At 38.8% G+C, this 18,727-nt stretch carries 24 protein-coding genes and 1 pseudogene; 12 read left to right on the top strand and 13 right to left on the bottom strand.

What is annotated here, in order from left to right:
* Positions 1–80: 80 nt before the first annotated feature.
* The 6 genes and pseudogenes from MHB37_RS11825 to MHB37_RS11800 all read left to right on the top strand — a co-directional run.
* Positions 81–700: pseudogene (locus MHB37_RS11825) on the top strand (dihydrodipicolinate synthase family protein); the annotation flags it as partial.
* A gap of 246 nt (positions 701–946) precedes the next feature.
* A complete protein-coding gene (locus MHB37_RS11820) occupies positions 947–1,132 on the top strand; it encodes a hypothetical protein (protein WP_139330169.1) in 186 nt (61 codons plus the stop codon).
* 638 nt (positions 1,133–1,770) lie between these two features.
* Positions 1,771–2,856, top strand: a complete 1,086-nt coding sequence (locus MHB37_RS11815; RefSeq protein WP_405169271.1) for a hypothetical protein — start codon at positions 1,771–1,773, stop codon at positions 2,854–2,856.
* Between the two features lie 618 nt (positions 2,857–3,474).
* Positions 3,475–3,726: a DUF3951 domain-containing protein gene (locus MHB37_RS11810; RefSeq protein WP_036686019.1), complete on the top strand. Its 252-nt coding sequence runs from the start codon at positions 3,475–3,477 to the stop codon at positions 3,724–3,726.
* Between the two features lie 572 nt (positions 3,727–4,298).
* Positions 4,299–4,829 (top strand): GNAT family protein, encoded by a 531-nt coding sequence (locus MHB37_RS11805; RefSeq protein WP_339173500.1) that lies wholly within the window; start codon positions 4,299–4,301, stop codon positions 4,827–4,829.
* A 515-nt stretch (positions 4,830–5,344) separates the two neighbouring features.
* Complete coding sequence (locus MHB37_RS11800) at positions 5,345–6,172, top strand: hypothetical protein (RefSeq protein WP_076189826.1); 828 nt, start codon at positions 5,345–5,347, stop codon at positions 6,170–6,172.
* Positions 6,173–6,334: 162 nt separating this feature from the next.
* Here the strand turns inward: MHB37_RS11800 and MHB37_RS11795 are convergent, their stop codons facing one another.
* From MHB37_RS11795 to MHB37_RS11785, 3 genes are read right to left on the bottom strand one after another with little or no spacing between them, the layout of a single operon-like run.
* Positions 6,335–6,661 carry a YolD-like family protein gene (locus MHB37_RS11795; RefSeq protein ID WP_076279830.1) on the bottom strand — a complete coding sequence of 109 codons (327 nt, stop codon included), beginning with the start codon at positions 6,659–6,661 and terminating at the stop codon, positions 6,335–6,337.
* A 12-nt stretch (positions 6,662–6,673) separates the two neighbouring features.
* The gene (locus MHB37_RS11790; RefSeq protein ID WP_076130556.1) at positions 6,674–7,012 is read right to left on the bottom strand and encodes a hypothetical protein; all 339 of its coding nucleotides are present in this window, start codon (positions 7,010–7,012) and stop codon (positions 6,674–6,676) included.
* Positions 6,975–7,172 (bottom strand): hypothetical protein, encoded by a 198-nt coding sequence (locus MHB37_RS11785; protein ID WP_305953709.1) that lies wholly within the window; start codon positions 7,170–7,172, stop codon positions 6,975–6,977. Before MHB37_RS11785 ends, MHB37_RS11790 begins: the two co-directional genes overlap by 38 nt.
* 178 nt (positions 7,173–7,350) lie before the next feature.
* Here MHB37_RS11785 and MHB37_RS11780 point away from each other — a divergent pair, with 178 nt between their 5' ends.
* Positions 7,351–7,524, top strand: coding sequence for a hypothetical protein (locus MHB37_RS11780; protein ID WP_405169270.1), 174 nt, complete (start codon positions 7,351–7,353; stop codon positions 7,522–7,524).
* Positions 7,525–7,590: 66 nt separating this feature from the next.
* On the opposite strand, the gene MHB37_RS11775 is transcribed toward MHB37_RS11780, so the two are convergent.
* Positions 7,591–7,830, bottom strand: coding sequence for a hypothetical protein (locus MHB37_RS11775; protein WP_076189823.1), 240 nt, complete (start codon positions 7,828–7,830; stop codon positions 7,591–7,593).
* 134 nt (positions 7,831–7,964) lie between these two features.
* Here MHB37_RS11775 and MHB37_RS11770 point away from each other — a divergent pair, with 134 nt between their 5' ends.
* On the top strand, positions 7,965–8,924 hold the full coding sequence (locus tag MHB37_RS11770; protein WP_405169269.1) for a hypothetical protein: 960 nt from the start codon (positions 7,965–7,967) through the stop codon (positions 8,922–8,924).
* A gap of 33 nt (positions 8,925–8,957) precedes the next feature.
* Here MHB37_RS11770 and MHB37_RS11765 read toward each other — a convergent pair whose 3' ends face one another.
* The 5 genes from MHB37_RS11765 to MHB37_RS11745 all read right to left on the bottom strand — a co-directional run bounded on the left by MHB37_RS11765 (position 8,958) and on the right by MHB37_RS11745 (position 11,631).
* Positions 8,958–9,392, bottom strand: a complete 435-nt coding sequence (locus MHB37_RS11765) for a hypothetical protein (RefSeq protein ID WP_081386269.1) — start codon at positions 9,390–9,392, stop codon at positions 8,958–8,960.
* A gap of 78 nt (positions 9,393–9,470) precedes the next feature.
* Positions 9,471–9,935 (bottom strand): NUDIX domain-containing protein, encoded by a 465-nt coding sequence (locus MHB37_RS11760; protein WP_076183322.1) that lies wholly within the window; start codon positions 9,933–9,935, stop codon positions 9,471–9,473.
* A gap of 48 nt (positions 9,936–9,983) precedes the next feature.
* Positions 9,984–10,427, bottom strand: coding sequence for a hypothetical protein (locus MHB37_RS11755; RefSeq protein WP_339173492.1), 444 nt, complete (start codon positions 10,425–10,427; stop codon positions 9,984–9,986).
* A 125-nt stretch (positions 10,428–10,552) separates the two neighbouring features.
* Positions 10,553–10,843, bottom strand: a complete 291-nt coding sequence (locus tag MHB37_RS11750; RefSeq protein ID WP_405169268.1) for a DJ-1/PfpI family protein — start codon at positions 10,841–10,843, stop codon at positions 10,553–10,555.
* Positions 10,840–11,631 carry an AraC family transcriptional regulator gene (locus MHB37_RS11745; RefSeq protein WP_340395493.1) on the bottom strand — a complete coding sequence of 264 codons (792 nt, stop codon included), beginning with the start codon at positions 11,629–11,631 and terminating at the stop codon, positions 10,840–10,842. Before MHB37_RS11745 ends, MHB37_RS11750 begins: the two co-directional genes overlap by 4 nt.
* 311 nt (positions 11,632–11,942) lie before the next feature.
* On the opposite strand from MHB37_RS11745, the gene MHB37_RS11740 reads away from it, so the two are divergent.
* Entirely contained in the window at positions 11,943–14,441 is a 2,499-nt protein-coding gene (locus MHB37_RS11740; RefSeq protein ID WP_405169267.1) for an Ig-like domain-containing protein, read from the top strand.
* 118 nt (positions 14,442–14,559) lie between these two features.
* On the opposite strand, the gene MHB37_RS11735 is transcribed toward MHB37_RS11740, so the two are convergent.
* Positions 14,560–14,985 (bottom strand): GNAT family N-acetyltransferase, encoded by a 426-nt coding sequence (locus MHB37_RS11735; RefSeq protein ID WP_405169266.1) that lies wholly within the window; start codon positions 14,983–14,985, stop codon positions 14,560–14,562.
* Positions 14,986–14,997: 12 nt separating this feature from the next.
* Positions 14,998–15,639 (bottom strand): uridine kinase, encoded by a 642-nt coding sequence (locus MHB37_RS11730; protein ID WP_405169265.1) that lies wholly within the window; start codon positions 15,637–15,639, stop codon positions 14,998–15,000.
* A gap of 118 nt (positions 15,640–15,757) precedes the next feature.
* On the opposite strand from MHB37_RS11730, the gene MHB37_RS11725 reads away from it, so the two are divergent.
* Together MHB37_RS11725 and MHB37_RS11720 are read left to right on the top strand one after the other, a co-directional pair.
* Positions 15,758–16,006, top strand: a complete 249-nt coding sequence (locus MHB37_RS11725; protein WP_076136059.1) for a hypothetical protein — start codon at positions 15,758–15,760, stop codon at positions 16,004–16,006.
* Positions 16,007–16,138: 132 nt separating this feature from the next.
* Positions 16,139–16,816, top strand: coding sequence for a DUF1796 family putative cysteine peptidase (locus MHB37_RS11720; protein WP_405169264.1), 678 nt, complete (start codon positions 16,139–16,141; stop codon positions 16,814–16,816).
* On the opposite strand, the gene MHB37_RS11715 is transcribed toward MHB37_RS11720, so the two are convergent.
* Both MHB37_RS11715 and MHB37_RS11710 read right to left on the bottom strand, forming a co-directional pair.
* A complete protein-coding gene (locus tag MHB37_RS11715; protein WP_340917982.1) occupies positions 16,806–17,126 on the bottom strand; it encodes a hypothetical protein in 321 nt (106 codons plus the stop codon). The genes MHB37_RS11720 and MHB37_RS11715 overlap by 11 nt on opposite strands.
* A 256-nt stretch (positions 17,127–17,382) precedes the next feature.
* The gene (locus tag MHB37_RS11710) at positions 17,383–18,279 is read right to left on the bottom strand and encodes an SDR family oxidoreductase (RefSeq protein ID WP_076141729.1); all 897 of its coding nucleotides are present in this window, start codon (positions 18,277–18,279) and stop codon (positions 17,383–17,385) included.
* Between the two features lie 256 nt (positions 18,280–18,535).
* On the opposite strand from MHB37_RS11710, the gene MHB37_RS11705 reads away from it, so the two are divergent.
* The gene (locus MHB37_RS11705; protein ID WP_076130567.1) at positions 18,536–18,727 is read left to right on the top strand and encodes a DUF6199 family natural product biosynthesis protein; all 192 of its coding nucleotides are present in this window, start codon (positions 18,536–18,538) and stop codon (positions 18,725–18,727) included.

Here is an 18,727-nt window from a genome sequence, read left to right as displayed (position 1 = left end):
AATCTAAATCGCTACGGGACAAACGTGGCAACTCATATTTTTTAACAACACCTAGCCTCTAAAATTGGTCCCTTTTTTTATTAAAGATGATGACAAGCATAAGTGCGATTCGAACTTCAGAAGTACTTCGATTAGCGGAAGATGCACAACAAGCTGGGGCAAGTGCAGTACTCTTGGCTCCTATCTCCTATCAGGCACTAACAGATGAAGAGGTGTTTTTTCTATACGAGCAGGTGACAAGTTCACTCTCCATTCCACTTTGTGTTTATGATAATCCCGGCACTTCACATTTCCATTTCAGTGATGAGCTGCACAGCAGAATTGCTGTAGAAAAAATCAGAGCTGTTATTCCACTCCATGTTACGTTTGGAATAAGCGGGAATCCATCCGCATATCCAGGCTTGAGTGCAGGTTGTGACTTATGGTCTCAGTGCTAGGTGGTTTATTTCCGAGGTTATGTCTAGATATCACAAGAATGACTCAAAGTGGCCATTTAGAAGAAGCACAACACCTTTCAACATTACTAGAACCGATCTGGAAGTTATTCAATAGCTACGGTAGCCTTCGAGTGATTTCAGCAGCTGCTGAAATAATTGGCTTAATTAAAAGTCCTAGTCTTCCCTTGCCTTTACAACCATTAAACAAATCCGTTAGGAATCACCTGAATATCATTCTAAAGGAATTAAAGTTTACTGTATAAACTTAATATAATTCATTGGGAAGTATATATGCTGCTCTATAACACTGGTAAGGATCGTTAGTTTTCATCAATATAACAAATACCCCATCAACCTTAAGTGATTGATGGGGTATTTGTTATAGTCATGCTTATGCCAAAATCACGTTTAAAATATTACAACATTGTCAATTGTCAACTATTTTGCGTTCCTTAACAATGAAGTGGGTATTTTATGAATATAATCATCTTATGCAAGGGGGCTTTAATATGAATCTCACACTGATTTTTCACGCAATTGAAACAGAATTACAACTACAAATACATTTAGTCAGTGGAGAGACATATGTTGGTTTTTGTCAGGAGAGCGACTCTACAGGTTACTTCACAATAAGAACTAAGAGTGGTTTATTTTCTTTTCCTTCTTGGGCGATCAAACGGATTAAAGAAGTGTGATATCGTAGGTTATTGAATGCATGCTCTAAATTCAAATCACTTCCAAACAAAATGAGATCCAGCAAGTTTAATAGATCCGGTGCATCCCCTCTACAATCCCACCATAATCTATAAGATGACCTATTGGATCTGGTTCCAAACGAAACCAATCCAAGTATGAGTATCCATAGAGTTGCTGGTTTCCCCACAATAAAGTATGTCTCTCTGTATTGAAAATCTTTATTGTTCATCAGTACAAAAACTCCTTGTTCTCCGAACTATCTATTTCTTCGCAACCAATCTTTTTTCTGCTTTAAAGTCCATCTTAATAACTTTATTGTTGTTCATGTAATTATCCCACGAATCATACTTCCAATTAGGTGAAAAGTTATGACTAATCACATCGATGTAAATACGACACTAAGTAAACACTTCCCGCTTCTGGCACATCTTTATTGTAAAGACACTTCTTGCATTGTAGCTGTTGCTCTTGAAGAAAAACGTGGACAAAATTGAGATTAACTCCTGACTGTCCTTGGTGAAGGGGAAGTATCCGATCTTTTTACAACTCCATAACAACTATCCTCCTAATTCTATAATAACCTGGTGTTAAGATGTATAAAGATTCATCATCTTAGATCCCAATGGAGGTAATCCGATTGAACAAGAAAAAGCGGTCCGCTACATTAGTTGTTATCCTGTTTTCAGCTGGTGTGCTTGCAGCCAGTGCGCTGCTCGTCCCCAGCCTGATGAATTCCGTAGTTTTCGCCAAGAACAGTTCGTCAATTCAGGGCAGTAACCGGCTGGCTTTGAGTGAAAGCACGATACCCGTGCTGAAGGTGGAGGCGCCGGCGCCAGTATCCACCATACAACAAGACCTGTATCAACAGATGACAGCGGCGCAAATCCAGCAAATCTATGACTTTATAGACAAGGCAGAAGATCCCCATACTTCAGGTCGGGAAGAAACCGAATCCGAAATCAACCGCAGACAAGTGTTGGACGATAAGTATGTGTATGACGGCCTCCGCCCCAAGCAGCAGCTGCCGTTAAAGGCTGGACAAGCAGATTTGTATCTAGATTTAGAAACCAATACGTACACCTACCCGGAGAGGAGTATGACTGATGAGGAACTGTTACAGCTGATTGACTGGTACTACCGGCTGAATTACTTCGTGTCCAAACGAAATCCGACTGTACCTCAGCTTCAGCCTCAGAAAATCAGCCAGGTTGAAGCTGAGGCACTGGCCTCTGACAGTGTGCGCAAGCTGTTCGATGCCGACGTGTCCAAGCTAAAAACATCGGGAATGCTGATTGAGCTGGGACTAACCAAACGTCCAACCTGGACAGTTCATTTTGCTCCTTACAAGACGCTTACCCTGCTCGGATCAGGCGAGGTATTCTGGGAATATGATGTGTTGATTAATGCAACAACCGGTGCCGTAGAGGATACGACAGCCATTAATTTGGCACTGAAGAGAACTCCCATCGACGACGACGCAGCCGGCACCATCCAGAAGGATGCCAGTTGGATTCATAAAGCCGTGCAGGTCATCACGGACAAGCAGGGAGAAACAAGAACCATTGTCAAAGCTTATCTAACCGATACCGAGTTTAACAACAAACGCGGGATAGTGGATGTTAAACTGTTGCTGGAAGATGGAAGTAGCTATACCGCGGAGTTCCGCTATCCCGATCAGACCCTTCGCTGCCTAATCTATGAAGCTTCTGACAAAGCCAATTAAGCGGAAACGTTACAGAAATACAGCAGTCGGGGCACCGCCGCCACACTGACTTTTTCAAGACCAGTTATTAATGTAATTGTGAGTATTACGCGATCACCAGATGGTTCTGATTCAGGTTGATCTGCCTTCTGAGGGGTAGCTGATGCTTTTGTTTGAAACTTAACTTTCCATTATTATTCAATGTAGTAACTACATAAAAATTGGTCTTACCGTTAGAAACAGATATATCTAAAAACCTATCTTATTACCAAGAAGCACAGTAGATGAAATACACAACATTAAAGGTTCTGTCTCTAAGAGCAGTATCTGTCGATATGGTGCAGAGGTTACATTTAAAGATGAGATCGGATATCCATATGAGTATGGTGTCTGTAAAACAACCTTTCTGTGATGCTTTAAAGTAATTAATATTTATAACTGTCAAACCACTTCATGTGTAGGTATGACTATTGTGCTACACTTCATTCGTATGTTCGAAGGTTCCACCATTTGTAAAATCTAGTGGCCCAAGCATTTCCTACTGTGCATCAAATCTCAGTCGAATGAATAGTACTCAGCAGCCTGAATCTTGTAAATATTAACATTTGATTATAAAATCAAACAAAGGCGGTGTTAACAATGAGATTAGTACTGTTCATGTTGGCTGGAGTAGGCGCGATTTTCTATCTCTCATTAGGAATCATCATTGTAAAGGTAATCCTTACAAGAAAATTACCAAATAATAATTACACTCCATTTGACTACATCACGGCCCAATCTCCTGTTGAGTTTCACGATGAGAAAAAAGAGATAGAAGAAAATGCAGACCATGGTGATGATAAGGACAAAAACATCATTTCATTATCAAAACGACGACCTTCTCTTCCCTGATGCGCAATAGGCTGCTACTTCTTCATAGCCTTTGGGAGAGGATTTCTGTAACTTCCTCTATCCCTTAATGTCATGTATCTTCGCACTACGTTTCACTCAATCATTTTTTGTTAAACTAAATTTAGATTTTGGTAATTTGTTTAGAGAGGAATTAATGATTTGAAAATATCTATCCAAACATTCTTAATCACCATGTCTTTGGTATTTGGAATTATCATCGTACAAAAAAGCCTTCAATTAATTTTTTCATCTTCGGTACTTATTAGATCACTAAATGTTGTAATGATTATTATTCTTTCTGGCTGTATTGGCGCTTTTATAAGAACATTACTTCTGCCAAAAGAGAAATAGGCTGCATTACCGCTAGATAGCCTCTATACTTCGCAATATGCGTCTACTTCGTCATGACCTTTGGAGGGACACTCCTACTCCTTGAATGATCTGTATCTTCGTACTGTGACATAAAAAAACTCTTACGTTATAATAGTGTTGAATTAAATATTGAAGGGACTGAACTATGCGCAGATATCGATATCTTAACCCCAAAATAAATAGATAATGGAGGTAATATATTGATTACAGAAATACAAACCGAAAGACTAATATTAAGAAAAATGAAATTATCTGACTCTGCTAGTTTGTTTAACATTTGGTCTGATCCAGAGGTTACAAAGTTTATGAATATCAATAGTTTCACTGAGGAAAGCCAAGCAGTAGAAATGATTAAAATTCTTAATAACCTGTCTTTGGAAAACAAAGCTATTCGTTATTCCGTAATTGAGTTAGAATCAAATCGCATAATTGGTTCCTGCGGTTATAATTCTATAGATTCTTCAAATGCTAAAGCAGAGATTGGATACGATATTAGTAAAGATTATTGGGGTAAGGGATATGCTCCTGAGGCCATTCAATCTCTAATGGATTATGCGTTCAACACTTTAAATTTCAACAGGATAGAAGCAAAAGTCGAACCCGAAAACAATAATTCCATCAGAGTTTTGCAAAAGTTAAACTATACATTCGAAGGAACAATGAGAAAGTGCGAAAAGTCCAAAGGAAAGTTTATTGATTTAAGCATTTTCTCAAAATTAGTAACAGAGTAACTTTTAATGGGTGGGCCTACATTTTTATGGTGTAGGCTTTTTATTTACTTCACGTTGCTCAACTCAACTAAATGAATAGTTTGCGGCTACTTCGTCATAGCCTTTGGGAGAAGAGGGATACTCCTACTCATCTAATGAACTGTATCTTCGTACTGTGTATTAAGTAGAGCAACTGTTGTCACATCCTCCAAACGATGTACACATTCTTCCAGTTTGTACTCACAAAACATAATACGGTAAATGATTTAATCAATAGCAACCTTTTAGTTTATGTCGTAGCTGCTGCTATTCTTGAGGCATTACATAATCTATATGACTTTTTATGTGGCCATCTAGAGCGGTAATCTACTACTACCAAAGCTTTCCCAGGCACACATCATGGCGCAATAATGGATAGATTTACTCTATTGGTCCCTATTAATCATCTATTTTTTATATGGAGCACTTAATTGACCATCTATTGATTACATTGTATAATACAGGTATATTATGTAAAATAAAGGCAGGTGAGGCCGTTGGATGGAAATATCGATTTAGATTTAGATATAAATCTTCTAGATCTTGATCCAGCCGTAAAAGTTCTTAAAATGATATATTCTTTTGAAAGCTGGCCCAATCTTCTAAAACTAGCAGATACCTTTTTCAACCGAATAACTCAAATTTATAATAATTACACACACAATAATGAACTGGAACTAAAACACCAACGACCTTTAATTTATTATTATGGATACAGCTTGCTTATGTTGGGACTAGCCCACAAAGAAATCGAAAATTATGATAAAGCTCGAACTTACATTAAAGCTTACAGTGATTTGAGTTGGTTCAAGGGATTAGATGCTGAAGGATTAAATGAGGTAGCCTATTATAAGTACATATCAGAGCCAAATCTCTTAGAAGTAGAAGTGCTTTCCGGAAATATTCAATTCATAGATCGTTATGTTTCTTTCCTTTTATCCAACACTAAAGAAGTTCTACCGGGACTGATAACTTTGTTAAAAACAGCTACTAATTTCAATTTAAACATTGAATCTCATTTAGAACTTTTCTCTAATAGTATTTCAAAATTTGAGGATACCGCTGCTGATGAAATTATAATAAATTCCTACCAAGAAACTTTTTTTATTAATATGATCAGATATAAAACAAAAATTCAAGATTATAATACAGCTATCAAATATAGCATGAAATTATTAGATTCTGCAGAGGTCACAAACTCTGATAAAATCTTTAAACAAGCAGTAGTATACTTCGAATCATTACGTTCATGTGCTGATGCTACTCAGATTAAAGATTTTGAAGAGAAAATAATAAATTTCAAAGAAAGGGTTGAGTCTCTGTGAAAAAATTTGCCGTCTCTTTATTGTTGGTCCTCACTATCGTCAGCATTGCGCCAGCACTGCCAAGTACCTCACCAGTGGTCTTATTCCACGGAGCAGAACATTAACATCAGAAGTACAGCGCGGGTTAGGAGATTGCTCCTAACCTGTTTTTTATGAAGTGCATTATGTAGTTATTGCAATAACATCCTCCATCTTGAACCAATCCCACTCCTCCTCCGACCAGCGGAGTTTAATTCCCTGTTGTTTATCCAGCTTCATCACAATACCTCGTTTTAATATATTCTCCATGGGATCAAACAGAGTGAGTGTAATCGGGCTGTGCTCTTCCATCGAACGATATAACAATATTTCAAAGCGCTCTATCTCCTGTAGATCTAGAGTGGGTTTTTCACGACGTTCCTGCTCATTATTGTCATCTATAATCCGGTTTTTATGTTCGGGCAATATCATTCTGCTACACTCCCATACGTTCTCTAATTTTTTCATCATGAAGCTGCCCTCCTAATAATCCGTCCAGTAGTTCGTTTTACTACCATCTATCCCCCATTGGAGTTCTTGTGGCTCTGACTTTCTCTTTTTAAACCTAGGGTCAATCCTTTCCCAGCCTTCAATAATTCGGGCGCTCTCGGGTGGAGTGTGTGGGGTCCATTCTATATATTTTTCGTTAACTAATTCCCTAAGCCCACTAATGATCTTATCTGGTGTCCGTCCACTCTTGATCTCTAACTCCTGTAGAGTTGGCATATGAGCATGATGCACGGCAGAGTGGCGCATGATCATTAGTAGCTTTCGTGCGGTGTCACTAAGCATAGCGCTTTTTTTGCACAGGCTGCCAAGCAAGAATATTAGCCTCCAGAAATACGCGCGGAGCTCCGGTTGATAAGCAAGTTGCGCGAATATATCCCCCACGAATCCCTTTCACATCAATTTTACGTTGAGATATCTTACCTGATTTATCTTGGTACACTATTTCAATGGTTTGACCCATACTTATTTGCATAATTACTCACCTTCCAAGGATAAGAACGTTTGTTTGTATTATAACCAAACGTACGTTCGTTAATCAATGTAAAAATATCCCGCCAGGCATGAATTATTACATACAAAGTCATCGCCCAAGTTTATAATTTGTTCTATAAGCATTTATTGCATTTCTGCAAACAAACTAAGGAGTATGAGTGTTTTTTATATGTTATAGGGGGAAACGAATATTAGGACCGATGACTGAGGCTGAAGCTATGCGTGAATGGTTTACACTCTCCGGTACAGTGAAGGAGATTTATATTATTGAGGTAGATGAGAACAATAAGGTAAGACGCCAGATCGGACCCACAAAGAAGAAAAAGAAATAAGTATAAAGTAGAAAACGTAAAAACACCCCGCCGACCCATTAAGGTTGACGAGGCTGTTTTTAATTTTTAAAAAGGAAACTGAGTAAGCGAGACTATTAACAATACAATCCCAACAATCGAGGATAGCACAGCCATTTTATCTTTCGTTTTCAAATACAATGCCGCTCCATTAAATATTAAAGCTCCGCACATCCCCAGCATAGTCCAAGACACTATCACTTGATCCTGGCCGCGGAAAAATGTGATTCCCAGAATGATTGTTGCTGCACTGAATAAAATACCGCACACTCTTAGTACTTTCAGCAAAATGCTCACCTCCGACAAATAAAACACGCTAATCTAATATATTGGTTCCGCCATAAATTATAATTCATAGATTACTATTCCTATATCTGGTAGAATTAATTAGCAATTATTAGCAGATTTAGGGGGATATAAAATTGAACAAAAAAGCTTTTTTATGTATCGTGGCAACTATTGTAATCCTTTCAGGATGTGGCAGCTCCACAACAAATTCAGAGAAAAAGAATACAACGTCTACAGGAATTACACCGTCCGAAGCAACAGCCAGCCCTTCAGAGCCCACTCCTGAGCCAAAAAAGAAACTTACAGCTTCCGAGAAACTGGCTCTCAACTATGTAGAGATTTTCCTCAATGGTTCAGATATCGAAGCGAAAAAGAAATTCGTATCCGAAAATATACTTCCAGATGTACAACCCATTTTCCAAATGGCTGAATCTACTGAGACACCCGAGAATAATAAACTTAAGAATCCTACAGTAATTGAAACAGCTGATTATACGGACAAAGATGGCGGAAAAGATAAACTCGTGCTTATCCAAGGTGAGAAGTCTTCCTCCAATAGCGAACTTATCATTTTTATTAAAAATGACAAAGTTGGTTGGGGGTATTCGTCTAATGACAAAGATAAGGATGCATTTAACGAAGTGAGGAAACTCTTCAAGGAACCTGTAAATAATACCTCTGATTCAGGTAATGCAGGTACAACTGAACAGTCTCCTGAAGCGATGCTTAAAGAAATCAGTAATTTTGTCGTTTCAGATATTTGGAATGATGGATTTGTTGATATCAGCTGGTATGCAGGTTCAGGAACTGGCTCTACGGGTGAAACAATAGATATAGATTTTACAATCGAGCAATTAGGAAAAGCTATGATTCAAAAAATGGAATACGATAGTTATATCAGCAACCTTGATGCAAAATATGATTCAATTAAAAGCATCTGGGCTAAGCTCACGGGTGAGATGGATCGTATGTACAAACAAATCCAAGATACGCCTCCTATTGCAAATGATGCAACCACCAAAATAGATACAGGATTATTCACCCAGTACTTGGAAGCCTTTACTGATGAGGTTAACAAATTACCTAATACTTAGATTAAAAAATAACGTCCCTGCCGGCCGCCACGGTTAGCAGGGATTTTGTTCGGCTTTAATGGCTTGCGACTCAAAATAGTAATCCACCAGAGCATAGATGAAACCAGCAATACCGAAAAAAATAATAGCTGTACTACTATTCAAATGGTATTCCCGTATAAAGCGTTCATCGTACACCTCGTAAAAGAAACCATATCCCGCAATACCACTCAATAAGAATATCATTATGCGGTTTACTAAAGGATTAACTATCTTTCGAATAACCCATGATAAAGGAAGCAGTATAACCGGGTAAAGAAGAACTGAAAAGAGGAACACCAGAAAAATAAAAGCAAACCCAATGTTTTGAAAACCGTAATATTCTGTTGTACTTATTTTAGTTCCTTCCCAAAGCTCCAATCCAAAGGCTGCCAGGGTGAATAAAATCGTCGAAATAAACCATAACATTATAGGCTTAACTGCACGCAAAACAATCCCACCATCTTTATGCTTTTTATACTTACAGCCGATTTTTCAAATCATCATTTCGCACTTGGTTTAGATGGATTACCTTTTTACCTTGCTGAATAATTCTTGCATGTAATCTTCCGTCATGTATTCTCTAAACTCTTTATCTAATAAGTCTATTTCATCTTGATTTATCCATTGGTAGTTAAAAATAGTCCCACAGTCTTCACCTTCTCCTTCTCCAGTGAAGCTCCACTTTTCAGGTAATCTCGTTTCTGGAATTAGAAGGTAGTCATGTCTTTCGACATTCGCATCTATAAAATCCTTATAATAATATTGTGTGCCTATTTTCTTTACTAATTTAAATTGTTTAAGTCCACTTTCTTCTTGAATTTCCCTGAATAACGCTTCTTCTTCTGTTTCCCCGGCATCGACATTTCCACCTACTAATCTAAAGGGTACTTCTGGTTCATTAAGATAGACTAATAAAGTCTTTTCTCCAACTTCATTGTCTTGCAAAATAAATCCGTATACCTTCTTTCTAATCGGTTTTCCTATCTTCATCGTGACACCTCATATCTTCAACATCTCTTCTGGGACTAAGTGGCTCTTCTAATATTGTTTTTCGATCTCCACACTATTTTTTTGTGCCCATTTATTTAATAGTGTAAAAATATCTTTTGCTTCATCCTTATTTACCTGTATCGTAATTATTTTTTTCTTTTTTCGAGCCGGAATTATATGAAAAAATATTGAAATAGGATTATGAATCACAATTTTTTTCAAGGAACCACACGTAATATTTGTTTCACCAATTACTACACTATCATCTAGTACTTCAAGTTTATGCTTTTCCTTTTGACTTTTTAACGAAATAAATAGAAAAGGAAAAACTGGCAGGACAAAAAATAAATAATAATAAACACTAAGATCAAAAAACACATTCAAACCTACGTATAAAGCATTGGCTAATAAACAATATGAAGTTAAATAAGGATATTTTTTACTATGAGGAAAAGTTACCAGCATTCTATTGCTATTGTTTGTGTCCAACATACTTACACCTCTATTCATCACCTTAATTATTTCACTTTGGATATTATATCATTAATTCCCATATATTATAGTTATGATTTCCCTTTGGAAGGGTTAATTGTCTTTGTAATATGGGTAATCCATCTTCACTTAGTCTGAATCCATGTTATAAAATTAGTATCGAATCTAAGTTGTCGAGTCGAAAACCCTCCAGGGATAAATATCAAATCATAGGCTGACAGATCAGGGGAAACCTGGTTTATTTTCAACGTCAATCCTCGATCATCCGTGACTTCTTCCTTGTTGGAACAAAAATCCCACGATACATTTTCTATCGCCTTTAGAACTCCCATCCGGGTAACCGCATCGTAAAAACCAACAAAATCTAACGTTGTCATCCCATCAAATAGAATATAAGCCATCCTCATCATTTTCATTCTACACACTCCTTCGATACTTTTCGGCGAAATTCATTGGGGGTGATCCCGTATTCATTTTTAAAAACACGATAGAAAGAACGCAAACTATTGAATCCGGAATCAAACGCGATATCCGTGACCGGATGGGTAGTGGATAACAGCAGCATATGAGCAAAGGCTACCCGTTGGCCATTGATGTAATCACGAAATGAAATATGAAACTGCTCAGAAAAGATTCGGGAAATGATAAATTTACTAATGCCAAGCTCTCTTGAAAGCGTATTCAGATTTATGTGATCTAAAAAATGCATGTCGATGTAAGCTAGGATTTTGGGGACGAGATCCATTTCTTTTTTATAGTCTACTTTTTTCATTAACAGTAACGGCAGCGCGTGCCCTAATACTACAGAGGTATAAGCCTTGAGCAGACGAACATCACATTGTTCTTTATATAGTTTATACAAGGTTTCCAGCAGATCTTGAAGCACCTTTTGTTTCGAAACTATAGGGTTATCCGGAACATGATTAAGCAAATCCCCCGCAAAATCCCCCGGAAAAGTGGCGTCAAAAAAGAACAGCAGGATCTGGCTTTTCTCTAGGGTTTTGTAGCTGTGAGGTTGATTGGAGAAAATAATCGCTATGTCTCCTTCAGACAAATCATACTCTTTTCCATTGATGTTGATATTGATTTTGCCGGACAAAACCATTGTCATCTCTACATTTTTGTGTAGATGAAGAGGATAAGTGTTATTGGTAGAAATAAAGGAGTGAAACGCCTGGTCACGATGCTGATATTTAATATTCATGTTTTTCTCCCTATCGTCATGGAATGCCAAGCACTATAGCTGCTGTAATACTAAGAACATAATATGAATTTGTTCGTTTACGCAAGAACCAAAGAGCAATAGTTGGCACAAAAAAAGATTTTTTTGGCAGGTAAATACGCCCTAAAAGTTTTAAAGTATTACCAGTAAGCTGCTTGTCGCAGACCAGTAACATTTCACTGAGAGGAGGAAGTATAACAGGAACAGCATTCAGCGATAAGACTGTATCCATGTTATACGTCAAAAAGATGAAATGGAAGAGTAAAAAATCAGGTAAGGTTATAGGTGTCTTATTGAGTTTTTCGGTAGCGTTTTCATTTTTAGGAGGTCACACACTTGCAGCTTCAGGGCAGGCAGACGGAGACAAAAGTTTTGCGGGTGCCTCTATTCTTGCTTTTCCTGGCGCGGAAGGTGGCGGCGCCTATACAAGCGGTGGTCGAGGGGGCGATGTATTCATCGTAACTACCCTTGAAGATTACGCTGTAAAAGACAAACCGATTGCAGGGTCCCTTCGCTATGGGATTTTATCTACGCCTAAAGAGGGTCGTACCATTGTTTTTCATGTTTCCGGAACGATTGAACTGAAGAGCACGTTAAGTCTCAATAATATTAAAAACCTGACCATCGCTGGACAAACCGCTCCAGGCAACGGAATTACCATTGCAGGTTGGGATACCAATATCAGCAATTCAGAGAATATCATTATTCGGTACACCGCTTTCCGTCCGGGTGCCACTAATGTGTATAATGGCAGTGATTCAATGGATGCGCTTTGGGGGAGAGACAACAACTACTTCCTCATTGACCATTGTTCCTTCAGTTGGAACACAGATGAAACTCTATCTTTATATAGAGGCGAAAATGGCACGATCCAGTGGTCCATTATTTCCGAAAGTCTGACTCTATCCGGGCATTCCAAAGGAAGACATGGCTACGGCGGTATTTCAGGCGGAGACAAAACAACATTCCATCACAATCTGTATGCGAACCATACCTCGCGAAACCCAAGACTAGGCGGAGGTTACGCAGGTGCGGCAGATGCTGATCATGTGGCGGTTGTTCAGTTCTCGAACAATGTAATTTACAATTGGGGCTTTAACGGCACTTATGGTGGAGGTTTTACTTTTACTAACTTTATGAACAATATCGAAATTGCCGGCCCAGGTACAAGAGAGAATGTAACTAACCGAGTGATTGACGCCGGTGAAGCTACCAAGCTGGGCGGTTTCTATATTGCTGGAAACAGAATTAACGGTAAGCTCACAGGCTTACTGAATGATTCTTCAGATTATGTGAAATTTTCTGGCGTACAGAGTGGTGAACAAAAGACGACCCTTGCAGCCACACCATATCTTTCCGCGGACAGTACTGGAGTTAACCATGGTATTACCAATAAAGCATTTGATAATTATGTTAAGTCCGGCGTAAAGCAAGCGAATGAATCACTATTAAAAAGCATTCTGCAACAAGCGGGAGCTACCTATCCACGTCGCGATGCTATCGATGCAAGAATTGTGGCAGAAGTCGAGCAGAACTCGGGAAGATATATCAACACTGAACATGAAGTCGGGGGTTACATTTCAGACTTTGGCGTCATTGAGGCTCAATATGATAAGCAATTTGACACTAATAAAAACGGAATAGACGACAAGTGGGAAAAGAAAAATAAAATCTGGGGCATCAAGGATGCATACAAAACGGTTACTAAAAATGGTTACACCTGGCTTGAGCTTTATATTAACGGCCTAGTTGATATGAAACACGTCGCCGAAAACCCTGATGCTAAGCTTTTAGCGCCAGAAAACAATGCACAATTTGTTACCGGGAAAGAGGTCGAAGTTAAAATTAATGCTTCCCCTAAATCCGGAAACAAAATAAAAAAAGTTGCTGTATATAATGGTTCTAAATATCTTGGAGAAGCAGCCAAAAAAGGCAACACATACACATATACCCTCAAGAATTTAACGGATGCTTCATACTATATTTCTGCAAGAGTGACCGATACCCAAGGAAATGAGACGCAGACCACAGCCACTAACATCCATATCAATGCTGCTACCTCTTCCCTGGCTGGAAAGGGTTGGACTACAGCAGATATCGGTGATCCGAACATTAAGGGTTCCGGAAGTATGACAAATGATGTGCTTACCGTTAAAGGCAACGGAAAGCTTGGAAAAAGTGAAGGTGGCACAGAACGATCCGAAGCAAACAATGCAACCAAAGATGACTTCCACTTCGTGTATAAAGAAATGAACGGAGATATGGAATTTACCGCGAAGCTCGAAGAAATCGGGGCCGTTGACAACCATGCCTTCACCGGGCTAATGATCCGCGATGACTTGAATAAAGACAGCGCCGCCGCGGCCCTTGGTATCTCCTATGTGAAGTTGTCCAAAGAGACCAGCTGGTCATCTTATCTGACGGGCAGAAACATTAAGGGTGGAGGATTTGATGAATTAACTGAAACTTTAGACAGCGTATCTGCTGCTGAAAAAGCTGGCATTCAACTTGTTTCAGATATTCCATTTAAAATTAATGGTGTGGAGCAAGGGTATTGGCTCAAGCTTGGTCGTAAGGGAGATGTTTTCTATGCTTACGGATCAACGGACGAAAAAGACTGGAAGCTAATTGGCGAGCGAACTATTGTTATGGAGGGTTCGGTATATGTCGGATTCGCCGTTGACAGCAATGATGTCGCCAATAAGATTGAGCAACTGAACTATGCTAAGTTCTCTAACCTTACTGTGGAGAATACATTCACTCCAATAGGTGACTCAGCGATAAATAAATAGCGTCTGTTCATCTCCACAGTTCCAAAAAGACGGAAGCCAGTAAAGCGGCTTCCGTCCTTTTATTGCTATCCAATTGGACCAGCACAATAAATTGCCTGATTCACTGTTCAATATGGCTTTAAAGTTTTTTCTTTAACATTACTTCATCATCCTTAACATACCCGCTCAATTCATACGCTTTAATGGCTACACGATTATCTTCTCCTGTTAAAATCTTAACTGTTTTGACTCCACGATAATAAAGCTGACTTTCCAGAAAAGAAATTAGTGCAGTAGCGACACCATTTCTACGAGCTGACTCTTTTACATACATTTCAGTAATTTCACCATATGCTTCATTATAACAAAATGATTTCAGACTTTGAGCACAGCCAAAACCAACTACTTCATCCCTTAAAGTAGCCACGGCCACCACTTCATTATTGCTGTTCAAACACTTGATGATCTCTGGCACAGGACGTTTTACTCCACCATTGAACTCATGATTTAATCTAGACAAAACATCCGCGTCACATATCGTTGCTAGCCTAACATTTGGAAGCATTCTCTTCCCCCTCTACAACGTTCCCTTTTCAAGAACAAACTCTTCATTGGAATTTTTTAAAACGATATCAAATTTATGATGATAAGAATGCATAAACAACTCATATTGCATCCTGCGCTGTTCATGGGATTTTCTTAAATAATTAATATCTGTTCCTCTTTCAGAAACATCACGTATACTCCTTCTCATCAACTCGGTTTCTCCATCCGTGTATAAGTAGATTTTCAGATCATACAAATTCGGATCAGTAAAGGCAACACTCATGCCTTCTACAATATTTACCTTCTTTTGTGAAGATATGAACATATTTTTTGTATAGTCCGTGCCAATTGTGTAAAAATCCAACCCATCCCTCAACATATGAATGTCTCTCTCTAAAGCAAATATATGATGAGCAGCAGGATGACAAGCTGTCACTTTATCGTGATAATGTACATTCTTATATTCATAGTCGATAGAAGTGTATTTTCTAAGACTAGATTCAACAATATAGGGGTCTGTATTAATATAATTCACATCATCCTGCTGCAAAAGCTTTAAAAGATTATTAGCAAACGTTGTTTTTCCAGATGCACCATGACCCGAAATCCCAATGATGATTCTATTAGCCTCACCGCTAATCAAATTAGCTATCTTATGTAACACCTTGTCCATATTATTCGCCCCTCTCCCTACTCGATCCTATGTATTCCTTACTCCGCTATGGTTTAGCACATTAAAATCAATGGTGCATTTTATATAAAGAAACTTAATAGAAAGGGGTAGATCTTCCATGGCTACTCGTCAGCCAGATTTAGTATTGATCAGTTGGAGCAGAAATCCTTTGGTTGCTGGATCAGCACGTAGGATTATTGCCGCCCGTGTTATTGGAAATGCCGTGCCGTGCAGACCTAGCTTGAGACCCAACGGATTGCTTAACACCGCTTTGGCTTGCTTATTAGACAACGATGTTGGTTTTAAAGTGGTCTTTCGTAAAAAAACTTCAAGCATTAGTGGATATATTTTGTTACAACGTAACTAATAGATTTAGGGGGCAGTGACATTGCTGCTCTCTTTTTCCTGTGTATCTCATTGCACTTAAAGTCCAATCAACCCTAGAAAATGGTGTATATAATTTATTAGAAACTGAATCTGATTGAAAATGGGTGAGTCCATGAAATTACAAGCTGTGAAAAAAAGCTATGATTTAATAGTAAGCTTAGGGATGTCTTGTGCTCCTGCTATAAATCTGCAAAGAAATAGCTTGAGGAAATTCTCCATGCCGCTCGACTGGATGGTTTCTTATTCATTGGCTGATGTAAATAGACTTTATAAGAATAGATTTCAAAATTTCATGGAATTAATAAATCTGCAAATTCTTGATGAAACACATTTTTTTCTGGAGGATGGATTACCAGTCTATCCTAATGGGAATAAAAATGCACTAGTGAAATCCTATTTTATTCAGGATACTTTATATAACATTATCTCAGTTCATGATTTTCCAATCCAGCAAGGTAAACACTGGTCTATAACCTATCCTTCGTATAAAGCGAAGCTGGAATTACGAATTAATAGATTTTGGGACAAGTTAATCCACAGTAAAAAAACTTTATTCATTAGATGGTCCGCCTCATATGAACAGGCTGTAGAGCTACAGTCAATTTTGTCTGATTTATTAAAACCGAACGAATTTATTATTCTTATTCTTATTCCCGTTCGTGAATCAACCTCGGTACAAGAATTAAATTGGAACATTAATGATATTTGTGTGTTAGAAGTTCCTGAGGATATGAACGATTATGATAGCTGGGATTATATTTTGAAAGACATACACGTAACTAATAACTAATTTCGCTTTGATCGATCATATGATTAATTATTTCCTCTGCTGCAAAAACATATGGATACAAATACAGCCTACTGATGCTGACCAATAAAGCAATAGGGTTACTAATTCCAAAATCGTATTGACTCCCATGCGCTGCTGGATTTGCGGGTTCAGGCTCTACAAGATCATACTTCTCCATCAGCCTTTCCTTGGTTCCACTATCTACTACTGTTCCGTTTCCTTTATCCGCAAGGACAGATCCCGATTGAAAACACGCCATGAATAAGACACAGCAAATGGTGAGGATCGCTAGTTTCTTTTTTCGCATCATACATCTCCTAATTCTTTCTGGGTCTCCCCTATAACTTAGAGCCGTTCAAATTATTTCTTGGGTAATCGCAGGAAAACTATGTATTCGACAATCTTGATCAGTATAGATCATATTCCATGAAAATAATGGGAGAAAAAGTCTCGAATTCTATAATACTCCTTTCTATATATAAAAACAAAAGCACCCAAAGCTAAAATTAGCAGGGTACTTTTGGATGCTTCGCCGTATTTACAATATCAACATTCCGCTGAGCGGTTTATGGAGTTGGAGTTCCGCCGTTCGCATTCAGTGTTTCGCCACTGATATAGCTAGATTCCTGGCTAGCCAGGAATACATATGCCGGAGCCATCTCCGCAGGCTGTCCCGGACGACCTAGTGGTGTGCTCGACCCGAACTCCTTCAGCACTTCCTCCGGTTGCCCACCCACAACTTGAAGAGGTGTCCATACGGGACCAGGTGCTACTACATTGACGCGAATCCCCTTATCAGCTACTTGCTGAGCGAGAGACTTACTGAATGTATTAATAGCAGCCTTGGTGGTCGCGTAGTCCAAAAGGATCGGTGAGGGATTATAAGCTTGAATAGAAGAAGTGTTAATAATGGTGCTGCCCGGTTGCATATGCTTCACCGCAGCTTTGCACAGCCAGAACATAGCATACACGTTCGTCTTAAATGTGTCGTCAAAATGCTTCGTAGTGAGATCAGCGATGTCTGGAACGAATTGCTGTTTGCCCGCGATATTGGCTAAAATATCAATTCCACCTAGCTCTTTAACCGCAGTATCGACGAGTTGTTCGCAGTATGTCTCATCCTTCAGATCGCCTGGAATGGCGATTGCAGTACGACCCGCTTCCTGCACTAGCTTGACCACCTGCTTTGCATCTTCCTCTTCCTCGGGCATATAAGATAGAACAATATCTGCCCCCTCACGAGCAAAAGCAATAGCAACAGCACGGCCTATACCGCTGTCGGCTCCCGTAACTAACGCTTTACGTCCGGTCAGACGCCCAGTTCCTTTATAGGTATCTTCTCCTGTATCAGGTACTGGATTCATTTTCTTCTGCAGACCCGGCTCCTCTTGTTGCTGCTGAAATTCCGGTCCAGCCTTAGTGTACTGAGTGGTAGGATCTTGCATCGTATATTGGTTAGACATCGATCAATTCCTCCTTTATTTTTAGAAATACATTTTTATATTTTCCGAACTCTTTGTTATGTAAACACAACCAGCACGCCTCTAAACATTCACCTTCAATAACATAGCCTTGAATAGTGCCGCAAAAATACCCCAACCACCTGTCAAGGTGGCTAGGGTATCCCCCGCCTAAAAATAAATATATGGAAGCTCACTTGTTAGTTAGGGAACGCTCCGTATAGTCTGGCGTATACATTAGATAAAGGAGTGATAAATCATGGGCTTTTTTATATTCCTCTTTGTACTGTTAGCATTGCTTAATATCTTCTTTCCTCATTTGGGATGGTACATGCGCTATGGCTGGATGATGAAAGGTGATGTAGAACCCAGTGATGCCTATTTATTAATGACTCGCATCAGCAGTATAGTGGCACTTATTATCCTCTTTTTTATCTGGACTAGTTTCTGA

This window comes from Paenibacillus sp. FSL H3-0286, from assembly GCF_045040705.1.
Taxonomy (GTDB): Bacteria; Bacillota; Bacilli; order Paenibacillales; family Paenibacillaceae; genus Paenibacillus_AQ; species Paenibacillus_AQ odorifer.
This window is presented reverse-complemented; position numbering and strand designations above follow the sequence as displayed.